The 19,401-nt window shown below is 57.6% G+C and carries 15 protein-coding genes; 9 read left to right on the plus strand and 6 right to left on the minus strand.

The window, feature by feature from the left end; translation table 11 throughout:
- Positions 1–243: 243 nt before the first annotated feature.
- The 4 genes from QM649_RS02495 to QM649_RS02510 all read right to left on the minus strand — a co-directional run bounded on the left by QM649_RS02495 (position 244) and on the right by QM649_RS02510 (position 5,560).
- Entirely contained in the window at positions 244–1,788 is a 1,545-nt protein-coding gene (locus QM649_RS02495; RefSeq protein WP_415197426.1) for a protein adenylyltransferase SelO, read from the minus strand.
- Between the two features lie 853 nt (positions 1,789–2,641).
- Positions 2,642–3,124, minus strand: coding sequence for a hypothetical protein (locus QM649_RS02500; RefSeq protein WP_415197427.1), 483 nt, complete (start codon positions 3,122–3,124; stop codon positions 2,642–2,644).
- 451 nt (positions 3,125–3,575) lie between these two features.
- Complete coding sequence (locus QM649_RS02505) at positions 3,576–4,751, minus strand: serine hydrolase domain-containing protein (protein WP_415197428.1); 1,176 nt, start codon at positions 4,749–4,751, stop codon at positions 3,576–3,578.
- A 206-nt stretch (positions 4,752–4,957) separates the two neighbouring features.
- Complete coding sequence (locus tag QM649_RS02510; RefSeq protein WP_415197429.1) at positions 4,958–5,560, minus strand: CGNR zinc finger domain-containing protein; 603 nt, start codon at positions 5,558–5,560, stop codon at positions 4,958–4,960.
- 450 nt (positions 5,561–6,010) lie between these two features.
- Here QM649_RS02510 and QM649_RS02515 point away from each other — a divergent pair, with 450 nt between their 5' ends.
- The 8 genes from QM649_RS02515 to QM649_RS02550 all read left to right on the plus strand — a co-directional run bounded on the left by QM649_RS02515 (position 6,011) and on the right by QM649_RS02550 (position 15,071).
- Positions 6,011–6,553 (plus strand): biotin transporter BioY, encoded by a 543-nt coding sequence (locus tag QM649_RS02515; protein WP_415197430.1) that lies wholly within the window; start codon positions 6,011–6,013, stop codon positions 6,551–6,553.
- Positions 6,528–7,334, plus strand: coding sequence for an energy-coupling factor ABC transporter ATP-binding protein (locus QM649_RS02520; RefSeq protein ID WP_415197431.1), 807 nt, complete (start codon positions 6,528–6,530; stop codon positions 7,332–7,334). The genes QM649_RS02515 and QM649_RS02520 overlap by 26 nt, the downstream gene beginning before the upstream one ends.
- The gene (locus tag QM649_RS02525) at positions 7,331–7,945 is read left to right on the plus strand and encodes a CbiQ family ECF transporter T component (protein ID WP_415197432.1); all 615 of its coding nucleotides are present in this window, start codon (positions 7,331–7,333) and stop codon (positions 7,943–7,945) included. Before QM649_RS02520 ends, QM649_RS02525 begins: the two co-directional genes overlap by 4 nt.
- Positions 7,946–7,980: 35 nt before the next feature.
- A complete protein-coding gene (locus QM649_RS02530; protein ID WP_415197433.1) occupies positions 7,981–9,201 on the plus strand; it encodes an acyl-CoA dehydrogenase family protein in 1,221 nt (406 codons plus the stop codon).
- Between the two features lie 57 nt (positions 9,202–9,258).
- Positions 9,259–10,092 carry an SDR family oxidoreductase gene (locus QM649_RS02535; RefSeq protein WP_415197434.1) on the plus strand — a complete coding sequence of 278 codons (834 nt, stop codon included), beginning with the start codon at positions 9,259–9,261 and terminating at the stop codon, positions 10,090–10,092.
- Complete coding sequence (locus QM649_RS02540; protein ID WP_415197435.1) at positions 10,092–11,444, plus strand: NtaA/DmoA family FMN-dependent monooxygenase; 1,353 nt, start codon at positions 10,092–10,094, stop codon at positions 11,442–11,444. Before QM649_RS02535 ends, QM649_RS02540 begins: the two co-directional genes overlap by 1 nt.
- A complete protein-coding gene (locus tag QM649_RS02545) occupies positions 11,445–12,827 on the plus strand; it encodes an LLM class flavin-dependent oxidoreductase (RefSeq protein ID WP_415197436.1) in 1,383 nt (460 codons plus the stop codon).
- Positions 12,828–13,028: 201 nt separating this feature from the next.
- On the plus strand, positions 13,029–15,071 hold the full coding sequence (locus QM649_RS02550; RefSeq protein WP_415197437.1) for a TonB-dependent receptor plug domain-containing protein: 2,043 nt from the start codon (positions 13,029–13,031) through the stop codon (positions 15,069–15,071).
- Between the two features lie 190 nt (positions 15,072–15,261).
- On the opposite strand, the gene QM649_RS02555 is transcribed toward QM649_RS02550, so the two are convergent.
- Positions 15,262–16,146, minus strand: coding sequence for a lysostaphin resistance A-like protein (locus QM649_RS02555; protein ID WP_415197438.1), 885 nt, complete (start codon positions 16,144–16,146; stop codon positions 15,262–15,264).
- Positions 16,147–16,328: 182 nt separating this feature from the next.
- Between QM649_RS02555 and QM649_RS02560 the strand changes: the two genes are divergently transcribed.
- The gene (locus QM649_RS02560) at positions 16,329–18,341 is read left to right on the plus strand and encodes a glycoside hydrolase family 3 N-terminal domain-containing protein (RefSeq protein WP_415197439.1); all 2,013 of its coding nucleotides are present in this window, start codon (positions 16,329–16,331) and stop codon (positions 18,339–18,341) included.
- Positions 18,342–18,385: 44 nt separating this feature from the next.
- Here the strand turns inward: QM649_RS02560 and QM649_RS02565 are convergent, their stop codons facing one another.
- Positions 18,386–19,360, minus strand: a complete 975-nt coding sequence (locus QM649_RS02565; protein ID WP_415197440.1) for a metallophosphoesterase — start codon at positions 19,358–19,360, stop codon at positions 18,386–18,388.
- Between the last annotated feature and the right edge of the window lie 41 nt (positions 19,361–19,401).

A 19,401-nucleotide genomic window follows, 5' to 3' on the forward strand; every position in this document is an offset into this window, starting at 1 on the left:
AGCGGTCGAGAGGTTAATTTAGCTTTAACGCTGCTCTCAATTGTCAATAACTACAAGCCGCTGCACTTATGATATTCATGCTTCCAAATGTCCATGATCAATGAGCAAGCAAGTATCTATCGGTATCAAAGATGGCTTCTGATCAAAGCAGTCAAGCCATCATGGGCACCGATGCCGTCCGTATCTTGCTGCGATGTGAACTTTGGAAAGACTCAGCTGCCAGCCGGTTGAACAATCGCCTGCTTAGGTTCCGCAAAAAGTCTGTGAGACAGCTTCCTCCGGACGGGCCGGCGTGAGATATCGTTCCAGCCCCGACCTTTCTTCATAGGGATGCGACAGGACCTTGAGTAAGTCTTCGAATGGCTGGAAGTCCTGCCGCTCGACGGCGGCGTCAAGTGCTGCCTCTACCACGTGATTTCGAGGGATGTACGCTGGATTTGCCGACCGCATGGCAGCAGCGCGCACCTCTGCGGATACAGGCTCATCCTGCAAGCGCCGGCGCCAGTCAGCAGCCCATGCGTCGTAATCTCCGGCATCCGCGAACTGCCTGCGGACGCCTTCGTCTTCTTGCGCTCCGGCCGCAGCATGGCACAACCGGCGGAAGGTCAGGGTGAAGTCGGCGTCGTTCGCTGCCATGCGCTGCATAAAGCTCTCGGCCAGCTCCGTATCGCCCTCACGTTCTTCGAAGAGGCCGAGCTTGCGACGCAAACCGGCGATGCGAGCGGCTGCGAACGTGGGCTGGAAAGCCGTCAACGCTTCGTTGGCTGATGCTATCGCCGCCGATTCGCTACCTTCTTCTAGATCCAGAATGAGCAGCAGTGCTTCGGCGAGCCGCGCGAGATTCCAGAATGCGGCGTGGGGCTGGTTGTTATAGGCGTAACGCCCCTGACGGTCGATAGAGCTGAACACCTTGCCTGGTTCGTATGCTTCCATAAAAGCGCAAGGGCCGTAATCGATGGTTTCGCCGGAGATTGAGGTATTGTCGGTATTCATCACGCCATGGATGAAACCGAAGAGCATCCATTGTGCGACCAGATGTGCCTGCCGAACGATCACACCATCCAGGAATGCTCGATATGGCCGCTTCTTCTCTGCGGCTTCAGGATAGTGGCGGACGATTGCATAGTTGGCCAGATGGCGTATCGCTTCCGTGTCCCCCTGAGCGGCGAAATACTGGAAGGTGCCCACACGGAGATGACTGGCAGCGACCCGAGTCAGAACGGCTCCCGGAAAAACCGATTCGCGAAACACGGCTTCGCCAGTGGTGACCGCGGCCAGGGCTCGGGTGGTCGGCACACCCAGCGCCGCCATGGCTTCACTGACGATGTACTCGCGCAGAACAGGACCAAGTGCGGCTCGGCCATCTCCGCGGCGGGAGAAAGGCGTCGGACCGGAGCCCTTGAGCTGGATGTCGTAACGCATGCCGTCAAGCCCTATCAGCTCGCCAAGTAAGTTGGCGCGGCCGTCGCCGAGCTGCGGCACGAAGTGTCCGAACTGGTGCCCGGCATAAGCAAGCGCCCGAGGTTCAGATCCCTCGGCGATCTGGTTGCCTGCCAGGATTTGCACTCCTTGTTCGCTCGCCAACGCATGCGGATCCAGCCCAAGACTATGTGCCAACTCCAGATTGAGCTTCACGAGGCGCGGCGCGGCTACAGGGACGGGATTGACCCGGGCATAGAAGCGCTCCGGCAATCTCGCATAGGTGTTATCGAAGCCGAAGCGGATCAGCTGGCGGTCGGAGTTGTGGGTATCGGGCAGTCGCGCCGAGGGAGAATCTGTTGAACTCATGCTTGATTGGATGGCCGTAGTCTGGATTCGCTCGGGTTCAAGCTCATGACTACTATTCTCTTACAGGTGCAGTAGTGGTAGATGAGCGCGATGGCGATAAATCAAATGAGCTATTTGTAAAAGTTCGCTCTGCACCTATTTTAGTTGGGCCAACTTCATTCGCATGGATTGCTTTCGGAAGTCTCCAGTCGTCGTGAGCCCATTCAGTATGGGCTATACCGATATGGAAGTGAGACCTGGCATATCCGGGCATATCTGGATCGGTGATGGCCTTAATCTTACGCACGCGACCCATACGCAGCAACGAATCGAATTTCTATGGCCCGTCAGCCATGAAAGCATCATGCGTATACGTTGCACAAATAGAAGCTCAAGACCGGGCACCTGCGACATATATTCGCCCTCTTGAAGCCAACGACGAACCTGTGCCGTTGGCCCAGGAAGTAAGACTTCCCCCGCATATCAGGACCTTGAAGTTCCGGTTTACGGGAATCAATCTCATCGATCCAACGCACGTGACATACCGCTACCTTCTTACGAATGTAGATAAAGGTTGGCAATATATGGTACGGAACGAGAAGTTATGTACTCGAACCTGAACCCTGCAAAATACGAGTTCCATGTAGCATCGCGGAACGGTACAGGTCCATGGAGCTCCGATGATACGATTCTTTGTGTCGTAATAACCCCCGCATGATTTCAGACGCGGGAATTCATGATGCTTTGCATCGTTAGCGGCGGCCTCATCATCTATTGCGCTTACTTGTCGCGTTTGAAGCAACTACAGAGCCGGCTTCAGCTTTAGTATGAGACTCGCCTTGATGAGCGGACCCGGGTTGTCCTCGTTTGGACACTATGGCCTTGCAGGAATGGGCGAACGAGCAAACAGGTTAGGAGGCTCATTATCAATCATTAGCGCGCCGGATACAGGAACAGAAGTCACACTCACGGTCCATGTCGGGCCGACGTATACGGATCGATATACCGGCGATTGAGTTCGGAAAGCTTCCTGTTCGCTATGGATCTTAGCAAGTAATCTATTCGTGCCTAGCGTGGCAAAAGCGCTCATCCAGCAAATAAGACGATCCATATTTCGTTGCTCGTCAAGAGTCTTTCTAAACTCCCCGAACAGATCGACGGCAGCCGGATTCCAGGCGACGATATTCCAGACAGGATCGAGTCCGCAGGCAGGATTCGGATCCATTGCATGAATCATGCGCTGGAGCACCGGCACGACCGATTCGTCACCTCGAACAGGGAAATACGGTGGTGGGTGCCCGGCAAGCCGGTATGAGTGCCCCTGCTTAGCTTCGGTCAGTCGTAATACAGCACCCAAGCGTTGCAGCGTACCTGCGGAGAGCTTGGGTCGCGTCCTTACTCGATCCATGTGTACCATGCAACGCTAATACCGGCGATCTCAGCGACGTCTTTCCGCCGCAGGCCACGTATCCTGCGACGACAAGTCGACGGCAATCCCACCCCTGCCGGTACAAGAAAGGCTCGCCGTGTCCGCAGAAAGTCTGCAAGTTGTCGCCGGTGCTCGTCACCACTCTTCTGTTCAAGACTGGAAGTCTAGCCCGGTAACTGTTTCCAGGCCGCTACAGGCACAGTATCAATCAGCGTCATCGATATATCCGGCTCCATCACTCACATGCTGTGCCCGCCCCGTTCAGCTTTCATCAGCGAGCAGCAAGAACCCGGGATCTCTATGGACCTGATCCCGGATTCCGTCAAAACTGCTGCACTTCATGGCAGCATAAACCGCACGTTCTGTGGCCAGAATGCTTTTAGCGCGTATTCCTTTCCTGATCTATCGCGCCTTGCACTTCTCGCCAGAAAGCCGCGCGCGAGGCACTATGCTCCCCGCCTGTAGCCTGTGCCCAGTCTCCCAGCGCGACAATCACCAGCTGCCGCTTTGGATCGATCAGGATCGACTGCCCGAAGAGGCCCAGTGCAGCGAACGATCCATCGAACGCGCCCGAGGCATCCTTCTGTGGCCACCAGCCATAGCCATAGGCTGACTTCCCCGCCTCGATCTGCGTACGTGTCGCCTCAGCGAACCAGCCGCGATCTACTGCGCCCTCTCCGCCAGCCATTGCCCACAGTGCGAGTCTGCCCCAGTCACGCAGCGTAGCCGATAAGCCCGATCCGCCGAACTCTTCGCCGTCCGCTCCATCCGCTGTTGCGATCCAGGTAGCATCCCGCTCCATGCCCGCATGCTGCCAGACTGCCGAGGACAGCTGCTCTGCCAACGACTGGCCCGTGACGCGACGCAGCAACACTCCCAAAAGATCGGTCTCGCCCGTGTTGTAGTTCCATACCGATCCCGGGGCAGCGGCGCGCGGCAGTGTGCTCATATATGCGAGCGTGCTGTTCTCACCACGCGGCGGCGTTTGTGTGTAGAGGCGCACATTGTCCGCATCGGTAGTGGTGTAATCCTCGTGCCAGCGAACGCCGGTAGTCATCGTCATGACCTGGAGCACCGTTACGCCTTCGTAGGCACTCCCACGCAACTCCGGCAGATAGAGTGTTACAGGGTCGCTTAACGAGTGAATCTTTCCTCGATGCAGAGCAACGCCCACCAGCGTGTCTGTCACGGACTTGGTCATCGAAAAGCCGGTCCAACGGGTCTCCGCATCCGCCCCCAGGCCATAACGCTGCAGACGAACGCGGCCATCCTGCAACACGAGCAGGCCCGCAAGATGTTCCCGATCCATATAGTCCGAGACCACGCCATCGCGAAGATGCAATGCCCTGCCCTCCGGCAGCGCATGCACCTTACCCTGGCGATGAGCGATATGCACGGGAAAGACCTGGTCCATATGCCCGAAGCGCTCATCACGCTGTGCCTGAGTCCATGTCAGATCTGCCGCGAGTCTCTGTCCGACGGAGAGAGAGCTCTGCGACTCCTGCGCCGTAGCGCACACACCTGCACAAAGCAGAAATGCTGTACCCAGAGACAACAGAGACTGCGTGCTCCGAGTCCTGACTCTATAGCCTGAGAATTCTTCTTCGTCCGAAGACCGCATCAGGCACACATTCATTTTCTTCATCTCAACCTCATTTTATGGAGATGGATCAGTGGTCCAGTTTTCGCCGCACTCTCTCGAATTCGCTTTATCAACGAAGAGCACCGGAGTGAGACTTGCCCGCCTCACGCAAATAGCCCCTAATTGTCGCTTTGCAGTCTCTTGCGATAACGCGCCGTCGCATGACGAGCGCCGCAGTTCGTCGAACACCAAAGCCGATCGCCCCGGCGAGAGCGGTCCACAAAGATGACGGGACAGATGTGACTGGCGCATTCGCGGATGCGCGTCGCGTACTGTCCGCCAAACAGTTCCACCGCATCGCGCGCAATCAAGGACAGAATGTTGTCCTGGGTTACAGACCCGGTATAGGCATATTTCAGCGCGGAGTCGTCCAGTGTGATCGCCGGCGCAGGCAAAGCCGCAAACTGATTGATCACGCGCACATCGGCCGGCAGAGGCGTAATGCCTTTCACTCTGGATTGACCAAGGCCATAAATCGCCCGGCGCAAATCCCGCATAGCCCCAAGCTCTGCATTTGTCGCAAGCCGTGTAAGTGGGGGCAGCCCGACAATTTCAAGCCACTGGTTCCACACCGCGCCATTCAAAATCCGGTCGTATCGCCTTCGTGTCCACTCTCCGAATGTCTCCACCAGGTGGAGAGACAAAGCGCCGCTTCGAAAGTTGAAGCACAAATCACGATCCGTCAGCTGAAGGTCCGCCGGATTCGTTGTTTCATCTGTCATCCATCTCTCCCTCGCCGCGAACGCCGGATTTCCCTGTACCCCGTTATGGGTAAAACGCATTTTATTTGCGTCTTTATCCTATATAAAGTTATGGATCATACCCATATCATCATCGATACCCAAAGTGCTTTTGCATGGAAAGCACCCCTCTCCTGAGAAAACTCCAGCAGCTCAGGACCGATTCATTACAGGGCGCGTGATTCATATCAGTAATACACCATTCTCTGCATGCCCACGACGATTTCAAAAAGATGCTTTTGTTCCCTTGCTGCGGAGATTGGGCGAAAGATGTGAAGGGCAAAGATCGAGCATAGCTCCTTCCGCAGAAAAACCGCCTTGCCAAGGTTTCGATTGCGTTATACGCTGAGCCAATAACACCCAGCAGGTTCCGCGGGATTGATACCCGCAAGGAGAGAGAGAGCAGTGAATGCACAAAGAGAAGGGATAGCCTTGTCCAACAGTCCGCGTGACTGGGCTCTCATCGGGCTGTTCGCAGCTCTCATCTCTGCATTTGGCCTGCTTGGCATACTACCGCTGGGCCCCATTCCCGTCACACCCCAGAATCTGGGCGCGATGCTGGCTGGAACGCTACTGGGCGCGCGCAGGGGTGTTGCCGCGGTGGTGTGCTTCGAACTGCTGACATTCGCAGGCCTGCCGTTGCTCGCCGGCGGCAGAGGCGGCATCGCGCCGCTGGTCGGCCCGAGCGCCGGCTATCTGATCGGATGGATTCCAGGAACTCTGGTCATCGGCCTTCTGGCTCGGCCTTCGGGTCGAAGCTACCATCTCGGCCGCGCCCTGGCCGCGAATATCATCGGCGGCATAGCTGTCGTCTATGCCGTGGGAATACCGGTTTCCGCCTGGTGGTTCCACAGCCGCGTGGTGGCGATCGCAGTCTCGACCGTGCAGTTTCTGCCTGGAGATCTGGCCAAGGCTGTGATTTCCGCGTTCGTCGGACGCAGCGTGTCGCGTGCACTTCCTGACGGCTGTAGATAAGCTCCCGAACGCCTCTCTGTACCTCCCCGGCCCCAAAACACAATGCACGGTGAATTCATTGATTGTTCTAAAAAATGTCGTCCACAAATTCGGCAGCCGGACTGTCCTCGACGGCATCAGCCTCGATCTCACCGAGCGACGGATCGCTTTTATCGGCGCAAACGGCAGCGGAAAGTCCACTCTGGTTCGCACGTTCAACGGCCTGTTGCTGCCGGATCAAGGAGAGATCCTCGTAGATGGGCTCGACGTTCGAAAGAATCTGTCGAAGGTACGAAGAAAAGTCGGCTTCATCTTCTCCGATGCGAATAGCCAGATCATTATGCCCACCGTCAGCGAGGACGTGGCTATCGGTCTTCGGCGGCTGAAACTGAGTAGGCAGGAAGGCGAGGAGCGCGTCAACAGCGCTCTTGCCCGCTACGGCCTGCTCGAGCAAGCGTCTCAATCGCCGCACCTGCTATCCGGTGGGCAAAAGCAGATGCTGGCGCTGGCTTCGGTGCTAGTCACAGAGCCAGAGGTTCTCGTGTGCGACGAGCCCACTACGCTTCTGGATCTCTACAACGTTGAGCTCTTTGTGGACACGCTCCGAGAACTTGAACAACAGGTGATCCTGCTCACGCATCACCTGGACATCATTGAGGATTTCGATCGCGTGATCGTGATCGATGCGGGCCGTGTTTCCTTCGATGGACGGCCCACGCAAGCAATCGATCACTATCGCGCGCTTATTCGTGACCGCTGGAGCGCCCGTATAGAGTCGCTGTCCACGAGGATAGCCCCATGATGGAGCTTTACGTTCCGGGGCATTCGTTTCTGTACCGGCTGAGCGCAAAGTGGAAGTTCATCGTACTCTTCGCCGTGGTCTCGCTGCTCACTTTCGAGCCGAAGATCTATCTGGCAGGCGCGGTGCTGCTCATCACGGCCATCCTGTATGAAGTTTCGGGCCTGGGTTTCGTCCGTTATCTCTACCGCATGCTGCGCCGCATGGCGATCATCTTTCTCATGCTGTTCGCAGCGACATGGTTCAGTTACGGCTGGCAGGCAGCACTCATGCGCGTGGCCTCGATGTCTCTGGCCATCCTTCTCGCCGACCTGCTTACGCTGACGACCAAGCCTTCGGAAATATTCGCCGTGTTCGAAGCGCTTATTGCGCCGCTTTCCGTATTCGGAATCTCGCCGTGGAAGGTCTCGCTGACCTTGTCGCTCTCGCTGTCCTCCATCCCGGTGGTCCTCAACGGCGTACGTCGCTCGCAGGAGGCTTGTTCGGCGCGAGGCATCGTGCATCCCGGTTATCAGATCCTGATGCCAAGCCTCGTCCGTCTTATCTTCGCCAGTGAAGCCATAGGCGACGCGATCATTGCCCGAGGTCTCGATTCCGATCCTGACCTGGCCTGACTTTTTAGTTCGTCGGTTTTCTGGAGAAGTTTTGTATGACAAGAAAAGCCCACGTGATTCGCGACGAGGCGGAGATTGAGGGAATCCTCTCGAGTTTGACGCCGGCAATCCGCGCAGGCGCAGTCGTCAGAGATGCGGAACGGCTGCCGCCTGCGGAAGCACTCGCTCTCATCGCCGAAAGCGGTTTGCTGGCGCTCAACGTTCCGGCAGATTTCGGCGGCGTTGAGGCCAGCGCGGAGACGATCGTTACGGTATGCCGACGTATCGCCGCTGCGGATTCGAGCGTCGCCCAGTATTTTCAGCCGCATTTCGCCGCTGTCGACGTAGTCTCGCGCGTGGGCAGCGATGCGTTGAAGCGCATGATTTTTTCCGACGTGTTGAATGGCGCCTGGATAGGAAACGCCACCGCGGAAATCGGAGGCAAGCGCGGCGTTGAAAATCTCAAAACACATGTTGTGGAGAAGCCAGGCGGCGATTATCTCCTCTCCGGAAAAAAGTTCTATGCAACCGGCGCCGATAACGGCAGCTGGATCGCGGTCATGGCGAAGGACCCGCAGGGCAGGGTCGGTATTGCACTGGTGCCGCGCCACGCAACCGGCCTCGCGATCGGTGAAGACTGGACCGGCTTCGGGCAGCGTGGAACCTCGAGCGGCACAGCGATCCTCGAAAACATCTCCGTACCGCGTAGCCATTTCCTGGAGCGCTGGCGGATCTTCGAAACGCCGCACACGCATGGTGCGTTTACGCAGCTTCACCACATCGGTCTCGACCTCGGAATCCTGGACGCGGTGATTGCCGATGCCGTTCATTACGTGCGGGAGAAGTCGCGCCCCTCGGGCGATTCGCCCTTCGACCGCAACGATCAGGATCCCGTCGTCATTCACACCTTTGGCGGCTATGAGATTGCCCACCGGGCAGCGAGCGCACTGGTTACATCAGCAGCCAGAACGTACGACAGGCTGGCCCCCTTCGTGCGGCGCCCGGTACAGGGAGGACCAGCCCCTCTCGATGCAGCTAACCAGGTCTCGCTCGAAATTGCCGCCGCAAAGGCCTTCACCTCGGAACAGACGCTGCGAATCAGCAGCGCAATCTTTGAGTTTATGGGCGCCAGCGGTACAGCTTCCGCACACGGATATGACCGCCATTGGCGCAACGTCAGAACGCACTCATTACACGATCCGGTGCGCTGGAAAACCCACCATATTGGCAACTGGCTCCTGAACAGGGCACGCGTGCCGAGCTCCGGGATCATCTGATTCGGCCTGTTCCCTGTTTACTGCATTCATTTCTTTTTTTCATTGGAGAGATTCATCATGGCGGTATGGCTTGTTACCGGCGCCAGCAGTGGCTTCGGACTCTATCTCACGCAGGAACTCCTCGCACAAGGACACTCTGTCGCAGCTCTCTCGCGCCATCCACACAAAAGCGCAGAGTCTTCCAACAGTCTGTTGCAGATTGCCGCCGACATCACCAACGAAGACCAGGTGTCAGCGGCTGTTCGCGAAACGATCGATCGATTCGGACGCATCGATGTTGTGGTCAATAACGCCGGACGAGGCCTGCTTGGCGCGGTTGAGGAAGCGAACGAGCAGGAGATTCGCACCGTGTTCGACGTCAACCTCTTCGGAGCGCTGAATATCATTCGCCACACTCTGCCTTTCTTCCGTGAGCAACGCTCTGGCACGTATGTTGCGATCAGTTCTCTGAGCGGAGTCTCCGGTGGAGCGGGCTGGGGAGTCTATTCTGCCAGCAAATTCGCGCTGGAAGGTGCAAGCGAAGCGCTGGCCAAGGAGAGCGGTCCGCTCGGCATCCAGGTGTTGATCGTCGAGCCCGGCGTCTTCCGCACCTCCTTCCTGAACGCGGACAACCTGCTTGTAAGCGGGAAAGAGATTGCCGCATATGAAGGCGTGAGTGAACAGCGGCGGCGTCTCGAAGGGAATAACAGCCGTCAGCCAGGCAATCCGCAGGCCGCGGCCACTCGCATCATCGAGCGTGTCAGCGAGCCCTTTCAAGAGAACGTAGCGAACCGTCTCATCCTGGGATCCGATGCTCTGCGGGTGATTCAGACAAAGGTCGATCTGCTTACGGCCCAACTGGAGGCAAACAGATCTGGCGCGGCTGCAACCGACTATGCCGAGGGCGCGTAATGAGCCGTTCCAGCACAGGTCGCGATAGCCGCGTGATCCATCTCATGCTGGCGATCGGCGATGCTGGCTTTCATCAGGCGAGCTGGCGTCTGCCTCAAAGCAGAGTCGAACAGATCAGCGAATTCTCGCTCTTCGCGGATCTGGCGCGGCGGGCCGAAGCCGCGCGCCTCGATGCGCTATTCGTGGCCGATGTGCTCGGCTTTGCCCCTGATTCTCTGCGTAGTTGGCCAACCAACCAGCTTGAGCCGATTTCTCTGCTCTCCGCCATCTCCGCAGTCACACGGAACCTCGGCCTGATCGGCACCGTCTCTTCCACCTTCACCCCGCCGTATACGATTGCGCGGCAGATACTCTCCCTCGACCATCTCAGCGGCGGCCGCGCAGGCTGGAATGTTGTGACCTCACGCGGCGGCGCAGCTTTGTTCGGGGAAGACACATTGCCCTCGCACGAAGGCCGCTACAACCGCGCCGAGGAAACACTGGCAGCCGTGCGAGGTCTGTGGGATGGCTGGGCGCCGGATACTGTTCGCACCAACCGGGAAGCTGGCGAATATGGAAGTCCTGATCATGTTAAGGAATTGAACCTTCAGGGCGGCGCCATAAAGGTCAGAGGTGCGCTGCCTAGCCCGCGCTCGCGGCAGGGCCGTCCTCTGGTGGTGCTTGCAGGTGCGTCGCCCTCGGCGCGCGACCTTGCAGCCCGCTATGCAGACATTCTCTTCACCATGCAGCCTGCACTCTCCGACGGGATCGATTTCACAAAGGAGATACGGGAACGGGCGGTGCGCTGGGGACGGCGGCCCGATGAAATCCGTATTCTGCAGGGTGTGGCGCCATTTGTCGGCGCTACGGAAACCGCCGCACACGCGTTGAAACAGACGTTAGCCGATCTGACCGATATTTCAACGGCGAAAGCCCGAGTCTCCTCTATCTTCGGCGGTGTATCGCTCGATGCATTGCCCCTTGATGAGCCGATCGCTCCCCACCTGGACGAACGTGCTCGCGCTTCAGTCTCGAGCGCCGCAGCCGTGGCCCTGCTCAAGCTGGCAGACAGCGGCGCGACGTTAAACGAGCTGCTGCAGGCCCTTGTCACATCTCGTGGGCATTGGATTCCCGTTGGAAGCTACTCAAGTGTTGCCGACGCATTCGAAGAGCGTGTTGCCCTCGGCGCGTGCGACGGCTTCGTCGTGTTCCCGCCGGACCTCGGACTCGCACTCGACGGATTTCTGGACGGATTGGTGCCGATGCTGCGGGAGCGCGGATTCGTTCGCAAGGAGTATCAGGGGGCGACGCTGCGCGCAAATCTGAATCTCGATAAACCAACATGGCAGCCCTTTCAAGAAGGAGTCCTGTAAATGACGGGAACCACCGATACATTCGGTTCCAATGAGCTTTTGTTCAACGCGTTTGAACAGAACTGCATCTCGCTCGCCTATCACAGCCTCTGGGCGCATCCGGAGTCGAACCGCTTCGATTACCTCAAGCCGAAGTTCTGGATCGACCTGGCGAAGACCCTGGAGCGTGGCGGCTTCGACACCATCTTTCTCGCCGACGTAGTCGGCGTGCATGACCTGTACAAAGGCGGCTATGAAACCGCCGTGGAGCTGGGCATGCAAACGCCGGGCGGAGATCCCAGCGTGCTTATCCCGCTGATGAGTTCTGTGACACAGCATCTTGGCTTTGTCTTTACTCAGTCCATCCTGCAGGAACCGCCATTCAACTTTGCCCGCCGCATTTCGACGCTCGATCACATTACCGAGGGTCGTGTCGGATGGAATATTGTCACCTCGCACCTGGCGAGCGCAGCCAGGAATCTGGGATGGGACGACCTGCCTGAACACGACACGCGTTATGCCATGGCCGCGGAATACCTCGCCATCTGCGGCGCGCTTTGGGAAGACAGCTGGCTGGCAGGCGCGGTGCTGAGAGACAAGAAAAACTTTCGCTATGCCGACCCCGCGAAGGTAAGGAAGATCAACTACGAGGGCAAATACTACAAAGTGCCCGGACCGCATCTCTCCGAGCCCTCGCCGCAACGCACGCCGCTCCTCTTCCAGGCTGGTTCATCCGAAGCCGGACGCCAGTATGCAGCGACCAACGCCGAAGGCGTATTCCTCGATTCATCCACTCCGCTCGGCGCTTGCGGGATCATCGCCGACGTGCGCCAACGAGCCGCCTCCGTCGGTAGAAATCCATCCGACATCCGCTTCTTCCAGGGGCTTACCTTTGTTGTTGGCGGATCAGATGAAGAAGCGCAGAAGAAGAACGACAGTTATGTGGAGTACTTGAGGCCGGAGGCATTCGCCGCACAGCTGAGTAGCGCGGTCGGCGGAGACGTTTCTGTCATCGACCTCGAGACGCCTCTCGACCAGATCAAGACCAACACGATGCAGGGTTGGCTTAACAGCATCCGTGCCTCCGCACCTAACCAGCAATGGACACTTGCAAAAGTACTCCTGTGGCGTCGCAATCGCCAGATCGTCGGATCTCCGGAGCGCATCGCCGACGTGCTCCAGGAATGGAAGGACGCAGGCATCGATGGCGTGAACGTATCCTATGTCATTTCGCCAAAGAGCTTCGAAGACTTCGCCGATGGCCTCGCTCCCGAGCTCCGCAAGCGTGGCCTGCTCAAAGAGGAATACAGGCCCGGAACCCTGCGGCAAAAATTCTTTGGCCAGGGCGACTATCTCAATGACAGACACCCGCTGAAGCAGAGCGCAAATGTGACGACTCTCTGAATCTGTTGATCGTACGGTGTCCCGTCACGATCAATAGCTGCAACTCAAATTCACTCACAGGAGAAACCATGCCTACCCACGCTACCGCCAGTGCTTGTTGTCTCTACCTAACGAACTACGCAGCCCCAGAAGAGAGAATTTCTCCTTCGTCCCTCCAGTCGCACCGCACCGAGTTAGTACGAGCATCAAGGAGATCAGTACGTGCTTTCCACACACAGACAGGTAGCAGTCAAACAAACCACGCTCGATGACAACAATCCGAGACGCTACTCCACTCACATGCGATTCTTGTCCCCATTCTCAGCAGCATGCTTCGTCGCTCTTCTCATCCTTATTTTCTCCGCACGTCAGGCAGCGGCCCAGACGACCTCGACTGCCCAGGCTAATCCTGATAAACAGGCCAGCCCCGACATCCAGACGACGGCCACGGCTGATTCAGTAAAAGCAGCGCCAGCGAACCAGCAGCCGCATGATTCACAAACAGTGGTCGTGCTGGGCTCCTCGGTACCCATACCTCTGACCGAATCAACTTCTTCGGTCGTGGTATTGCCGGTCCAGAGCCAGATTCTTTCCCTCGAGTCCGTGCAGGATCTCCTGAGGCAGGATTCTTCGCTCTATATCGAAGACCGAGGTTCGGGCGGAGGACAGGCAGACATCATCCTGCGCGGTGGCACCTATGAGCAGGTCCTGGTGTTGCTCAATGGCTTCCGCATTAATGATGCCCAGTCTTCACATCACAATCTCGATATCCCGCTGCCCATGGATGCCATCGACTCCATAGAAGTGCTGCACGGAGCAGGTTCAACCCTGCATGGTGCAGACGCACTGAGCGGCGTGGTCGATTTCATCACCGCAGCGCCACAGTCGACTTCCGTACGCTTGCGCGCAGGTGGAGGGAGCTTCGGGGAGAACGAAGAAGGCTTTCTCGGTGACCTGCTGCAAAAAAGCTGGAGCAGCCGCCTTACGGCGGAGCGCAACTTCTCCACCGGGTTCATCGCCGATCGCGACTATCGCAACGAAGATGCTTCGTCAGAAAGCTGGTTCAATTCACGGCTTGGGCTCTCAGACATTCTGCTGGCGACGAGCGATCGCTCTTTCGGCGCTCTGAATTTTTACGGCATTGCACCGCAGTGGGAGCGCACCAAGGGATGGTTTGCATCGGGCCGCCAGGAATTGGGGGAGCGTACCGAGGCGGCCTTCGGCTACCGCCGCCATACGGATGAATATGTCTGGGAACGCTATGACCCATCCGTCTATGAGAACAACCATATCGACGAGTCTTGGCAGGCTTCGCTCCGGAACAAGCAGCCTATTGCGAGCAACTCTGTGCTGCTGATCGGGCTCGATGCGGATGGAGACAGCATCCAGAGCACGAACCTGGGCAACTATGCGCGCAACCGCGGCGCGGGATATGCAGACTTCAACCTGCGCCCGGCCAATGCCCGCTGGAACCTCTCGGCCGGCGTGCGCGAGGAACTCTTCTCGGGTGGCCTGCGTTCCGTCACGTCGCCACACCTGGCAGGCAGCCTGCGTCTGCCTCATCAGCTGAAGCTGCGCGGCAATGCCGGGTACGGCTTCAGGCTTCCGACTTATACCGACCTCTACTACCATGCACCGGGCGAGTACGGTAACCCAAATCTCAAGCCAGAGTCGGTGTGGTCGTTCGAGGGTGGCGCGGATTGGGATCTCTCCAATAAGTGGTCGCTTTCCGCCACGGGCTTCTATAGCCGTCAGCATGACACCATCGACATTGCAGAGGCGACGAAGACGCCGAATGCGCTGCCCTCCTGGTGCCCGCTCAACGTCTACTGCGCGGTCAACGTCAACGGCGTGCACTTCTCCGGTGTCGAAGCCTCCGCCACCTGGACTCCCTCCAGTGGGCAAAGAGTGGAACTCGCATGGACCCAGCTGTTCGGATCGCAGGCTCCGCTGCTGAACACCATCTCCGAGGTCGCGCTGAACTATCCGGACACGAACATCCATCTCAACTGGATCGCTTCAATCCGGAATACCGTAACAATCACCAATTCCGTGGCTGTCGTGAGACCGTATCAGCAGAGCAGCACGCCATGGAATGACAATCCCTATCCGGTGTGGAACCTCGATGTTGCGCGGGAGTCGGGAAGAATCCGTCCGTATGTTCGCCTCACCAATCTAAGCAACACAGGTTATGAGGAACTTACAAATATTGCCATGCCTGGACGCGCAGTAGTCGCTGGTATTTCTATCAAGATCGGCGACTAACAGCCTCTCGAAAACTGAATCCGTAATGAGCAATGTCACGCTCATTACGGATTCAGACGTGAGAAGAAATCTCATTGGAACTGCAAGGGCCCATAACCTGTAGCATTCCGCCCCTTTATTTGCGTTGAAGGCTGGACAAAGCCTCCGCGAGCATTCCGTAGCCCGCCTGCATACGTTTAGTAACAGCTGGCTATCCAGCCGCTTCAGATCCATGCCCCTTGGATCCACGGAAGGCAAATCTCCACAACAGAATATTGACGATGATACCGAGAGCAATTCCGGGGATAGCTGCATCCGGACCGAACGATCCTCCGGTCAGCCATGCGGCAGCGCCCGCTTTGGGCGCGCTGACTAAAAGACCATGATGATTCCCAACACCGAGCATCGAGGTCTCGATGAAGTCATAACCGAGATGCATCCCCATCGACATCCACAGGCGTCCGGTGATCACATACAGCAGCCCCAGGGCCAGCCCTGCGTTGAGAATAATTCCGAGTACAGCGAACCATGATCCATGGGTAATATGAGCGAGGCCAAAGAGAATCGACGAAACGATCACTCCGGCGCGCACGCCCCACATTCTAGCTAGAATTCTGAGGAGCACCGCGCGAAAACCAAGCTCTTCAAGAACCGCAGAGATATAGCTGCTGAAAACCAAGTCCTGAAACCAGCGAGTCCACACGCCACGATGCATGGTGTAGAGCCCGATGGACAGGAGCAGTCCCCACATAGCAGCAATGAAGACACCGCCAAACACAAAGCCGGCCACACCTTCGGGGATCAGCGACGGAGTGAACTCGAACTCCCGGACCTCGCGCCTCTCGAAGAAATGCACCAGAACTGCATAGATACAACAAGCAAGGGGCGGCAGCACCATAGCAAGCGCGTAGAACCAGTTTCCGCGCAGGCCTAGCCAGTGTGCTCCGAAGACCGAAGCAAAGAAGAAAACAGTGGCGATGGCGAAAAGAAGGACTGCCCACGCGACCACCCGCGCGTAAAAGAACCGGCCAGCAGCAAGGATGCCCGAGGAACCGGGATCAAACACATGTGTATTCGAATGCATGTTTGCGTCCATGACAATTCCTCTCACAATGGGGCAGAGGAAATGTTACTCCCTGCGATCGATGGCTATGACGTCAATGTTCAGCTACCCCTGCATACCTTCGACCTACAGGTCTTTATGGTGAACCTATAAAGACTGGACAGTTCGTTCCGTGTAGTTAGATCATGAAACTTCTTTTTTCAGGGAAGTGATCGATGCAGATAAAATTTTGGTTTGCCGGAGCTCTGGCAGCACAGCTGTCTATTCCGCAGGCGCTGCCTGCACAGTCGGTTCACCAGACAATACAACCTGCACTGAGCACACGCTCTGTGCCGACTCTTCATCGCGACGGCCTGGAGTTCCGGGATCTGAATCGGGATGGAAAGCTGGAGCCATTTGAAGACTGGCGGCTCCCGGCACAGGAGCGCACAGCCGACCTGCTGGAGAGGATGAGCCTCGAAGAAAAGGCCGGGCTCATGGTTCATGGCACTCTGCCGAGCTTCGGTCCGCTCGCAGCGCTTGGCGTTGGAGAGGCCTATGACCTCGATAAGGTCCGTGCAATCGTCGCGAACAATAAAGTGAACACCTTCATTACACGACTGACCCCAGATGCGCGGGACTTCGCACATCAAAACAATGCGGTTCAGGAAATTGCCGAGGGCTCGCGGTGGGCGATACCGGTCACCATCTCCAGTGATCCGCGCCATCACTTCCAGGCTGTTCTCGGAGCCAGTGTTCAGGACGCCACGTTTTCTCTTTGGCCAGGAGCGCTTGGCTTCGGTGCCATCGGCGATCCTACACTCACCAGAAAATTTGCTGACATCGTGCGCCAGGAATATCTCTCGGTTGGAATTCGAGAGTCGCTTGCACCTCAGGCAGACCTGCTGACTGAACCGCGTTGGGCTCGTGGAGACGGCACCTTCGGCGCGAGTGCCACGGTGGACCGCGAGATGGTCGAAGCATATGTCGCAGGGGTGCAACATGGCGAAAGCGGCTTAAACAGTTCGAGCGTGATGGCCGTAGTGAAACACTGGGCTGGATATGGCGCCGCTAAAGATGGATGGGATAGCCATAACTACTACGGACGGTTCGCTACCTTCCCCGGCAATAACTTTGCCGAGCATCTCATCCCGTTTGAAGGCGCCTTCACTGCACACGTGGCGTCTGTCATGCCTACGTATTCGATCCTGCAGAACTTGCAACTCAACGGCAAACCTGTCGAGCAGGTAGGCTCCGGTTTCAATCGGCAGTTACTATCCGGTCTTCTACGTCAGGCCAACCACTTTCAGGGTGCTGTTGTAAGCGACTGGGCCATCACGAATGACTGCAATACCGACTGCCAGAATGGGACGCCCGCGAATCAGAAACCTACACCCGCGGATATCGGCATGCCCTGGGGCGTGCAGCAACTGACACAGGAGCAGCGCTTTGCGAAAGCGATCAACGCCGGTGTCGACCAGATTGGTGGCACGGAAGATTCTCCGCTGATTGTTGCCGCTGTACACGCGGGCCTGATTTCAGAGGCACGAGTGAACGAAGCGGCTGGCCGCATTCTTCTGCAGAAATTTCAGATGGGCCTCTTCGAAGCCCCATTCGTCGACGAAGACAAAGCTGCGGAGGTTGCCGGCAAGCCAGCGTTTGTAGAGGAGGGTCGCCGAGCGCAGGCTGCAGCCACGGTCCTCCTCAAGAATGGGCCATCACGTGCGGGCTCTCCGCTGCTCCCGCTCACGCCCGCCGGGCAGAATGTCTATCTCTTTGGAATAGATAAGCAGGAAGCCGAGCGGCACGGGCTCCATGTCGTCGATGATCCATCCAAGGCCGACCTGGTGATCATTCATGCCCCGTCTCCCTTCCAGAGCGAGCATCCGAACTACTTCTTCGGTTCACGCCAGCATGAAGGGCGTTTGTACTTCACAAATGAGGACGCAGTCTTTCGCGCGCTTGAACAGGTAAAAAAGAGGATTCCCATCGTATTCGTGACAACTCTCGAACGGCCTCTGATACTCACGGACATACTGCCTCGGGTGAACGCTCTTCTGGGAGACTTCGGTATCGCCGACGGACCCCTGCTCGACGTACTGACCGGGCGCATCTCCCCGCAAGGGCATCTGCCTTTCAACCTGCCCAGATCAGAGAAGGCCGTAGAAGACCAGAAGAGTGACGTGCCTGATGATGATGTCGACCCTCTCTTCAAGGCCGGAGCCGGACTCGCTTACAGCAGCAGATGACGACAGCACGGAACAAAGCAAATCGCTCGTATCCTAGTGGAGTGCTATGCGAGCACTTTCACTTCTCCCGCACGGTTGCGCTGGAAAGCATGCACCACCTGGGCCTGAGTCCCGATGTGCCTCACAATCATCGTCTCCTCACTCACCTCGAGATCCGTAAACCCAAGCACGCGGCTTCCCCAGGGCCCACGGCTCTCCGGCGGACGCGACCATTTCACGAGCTCCGCGCCGCCTCCTCCGGAGATAACAAACGAGGTCGGGTGTTCGGCGAATTCCAGGTGCTGGAGATCATGATCATGCCCCGTGAGATACATATCCAGCTTGTGGTCGCGGAAGAGTGCATCCCACTTGCGGATGAGCAGCGCATTGTCTCCGTGCCCGCCATTTGAGTAAAGCGGGTGATGCGCAGTCGCAACAACGAAAGGAGTATCGCGCGGCTTTGACAGTTGCTCGCGAAGCCACGCATCCTGCTCGGCAGCCTCATCATGGCTCATCACGTAACTCCACGGAAGCCAGTCAAAGCCTTTCGTTCCCGGCACATTCGAGTCCAGGCACAAAAATGTTACCAGCGGATTCTTCTCAGGAAACTGGAAGCTGTACCACTTCGCCGGCATTTGCCAGCGGCTTCCGCCCTGCTTGGCGTACGCAAGCTCTGCTTCCGCCTTATTCGATCCACGCTTCTCGTAGTCGTGATTGCCCAGCACGGCGTACACCGGCCCGGGGAAATGGCTCGCCGGATACATCTGTTCGAAGCCCGTCTGCCAACGCTTGCTGCTGACACCGCCGTCGAGATCTCCGTACCAGTTGTCCCCAAGCATCAACAAGGCTTCCGGCCGGATCTTCTGCCGGTCGGTCCACATACGCATCGCCTCTGCAGTTGCAGTCTGCTGCTCGGGATGCGTATTTGTGCCCCAGTCGCCGAGGCAGAGCAGATGAGCCCGGCCGGGATCCGGTGCAGGCCCGTGCTCTTCTCCAAGCAGCGACGAGGGCCATACGGCCCCCGCCAACGAAAATGCCACACTCTGCCGCAGAAATTCCCTGCGGCTCAGTCCTGCTCGAT

It is taken from the genome of Silvibacterium sp., from assembly GCF_047605705.1.
Classification (GTDB): Bacteria; Acidobacteriota; Terriglobia; order Terriglobales; family Acidobacteriaceae; genus Silvibacterium.

Bases quoted from the DNA above. Each gene is read 5' to 3' on its own strand.
- QM649_RS02545 (WP_415197436.1), top strand. From the start codon at position 11,445: ATGACGGGAACCACCGATACATTCGGTTCCAATGAGCTTTTGTTCAAC.
- QM649_RS02530 (WP_415197433.1), top strand. From the start codon at position 7,981: ATGACAAGAAAAGCCCACGTGATTCGCGACGAGGCGGAGATTGAGGGA.
- QM649_RS02510 (WP_415197429.1), bottom strand. From the start codon at position 5,560: ATGACAGATGAAACAACGAATCCGGCGGACCTTCAGCTGACGGATCGT.
- QM649_RS02535 (WP_415197434.1), top strand. From the start codon at position 9,259: ATGGCGGTATGGCTTGTTACCGGCGCCAGCAGTGGCTTCGGACTCTAT.
- QM649_RS02555 (WP_415197438.1), bottom strand. From the start codon at position 16,146: ATGGACGCAAACATGCATTCGAATACACATGTGTTTGATCCCGGTTCC.
- QM649_RS02495 (WP_415197426.1), bottom strand. From the start codon at position 1,788: ATGAGTTCAACAGATTCTCCCTCGGCGCGACTGCCCGATACCCACAAC.
- QM649_RS02560 (WP_415197439.1), top strand. From the start codon at position 16,329: ATGCAGATAAAATTTTGGTTTGCCGGAGCTCTGGCAGCACAGCTGTCT.
- QM649_RS02525 (WP_415197432.1), top strand. From the start codon at position 7,331: ATGATGGAGCTTTACGTTCCGGGGCATTCGTTTCTGTACCGGCTGAGC.
- QM649_RS02540 (WP_415197435.1), top strand. From the start codon at position 10,092: ATGAGCCGTTCCAGCACAGGTCGCGATAGCCGCGTGATCCATCTCATG.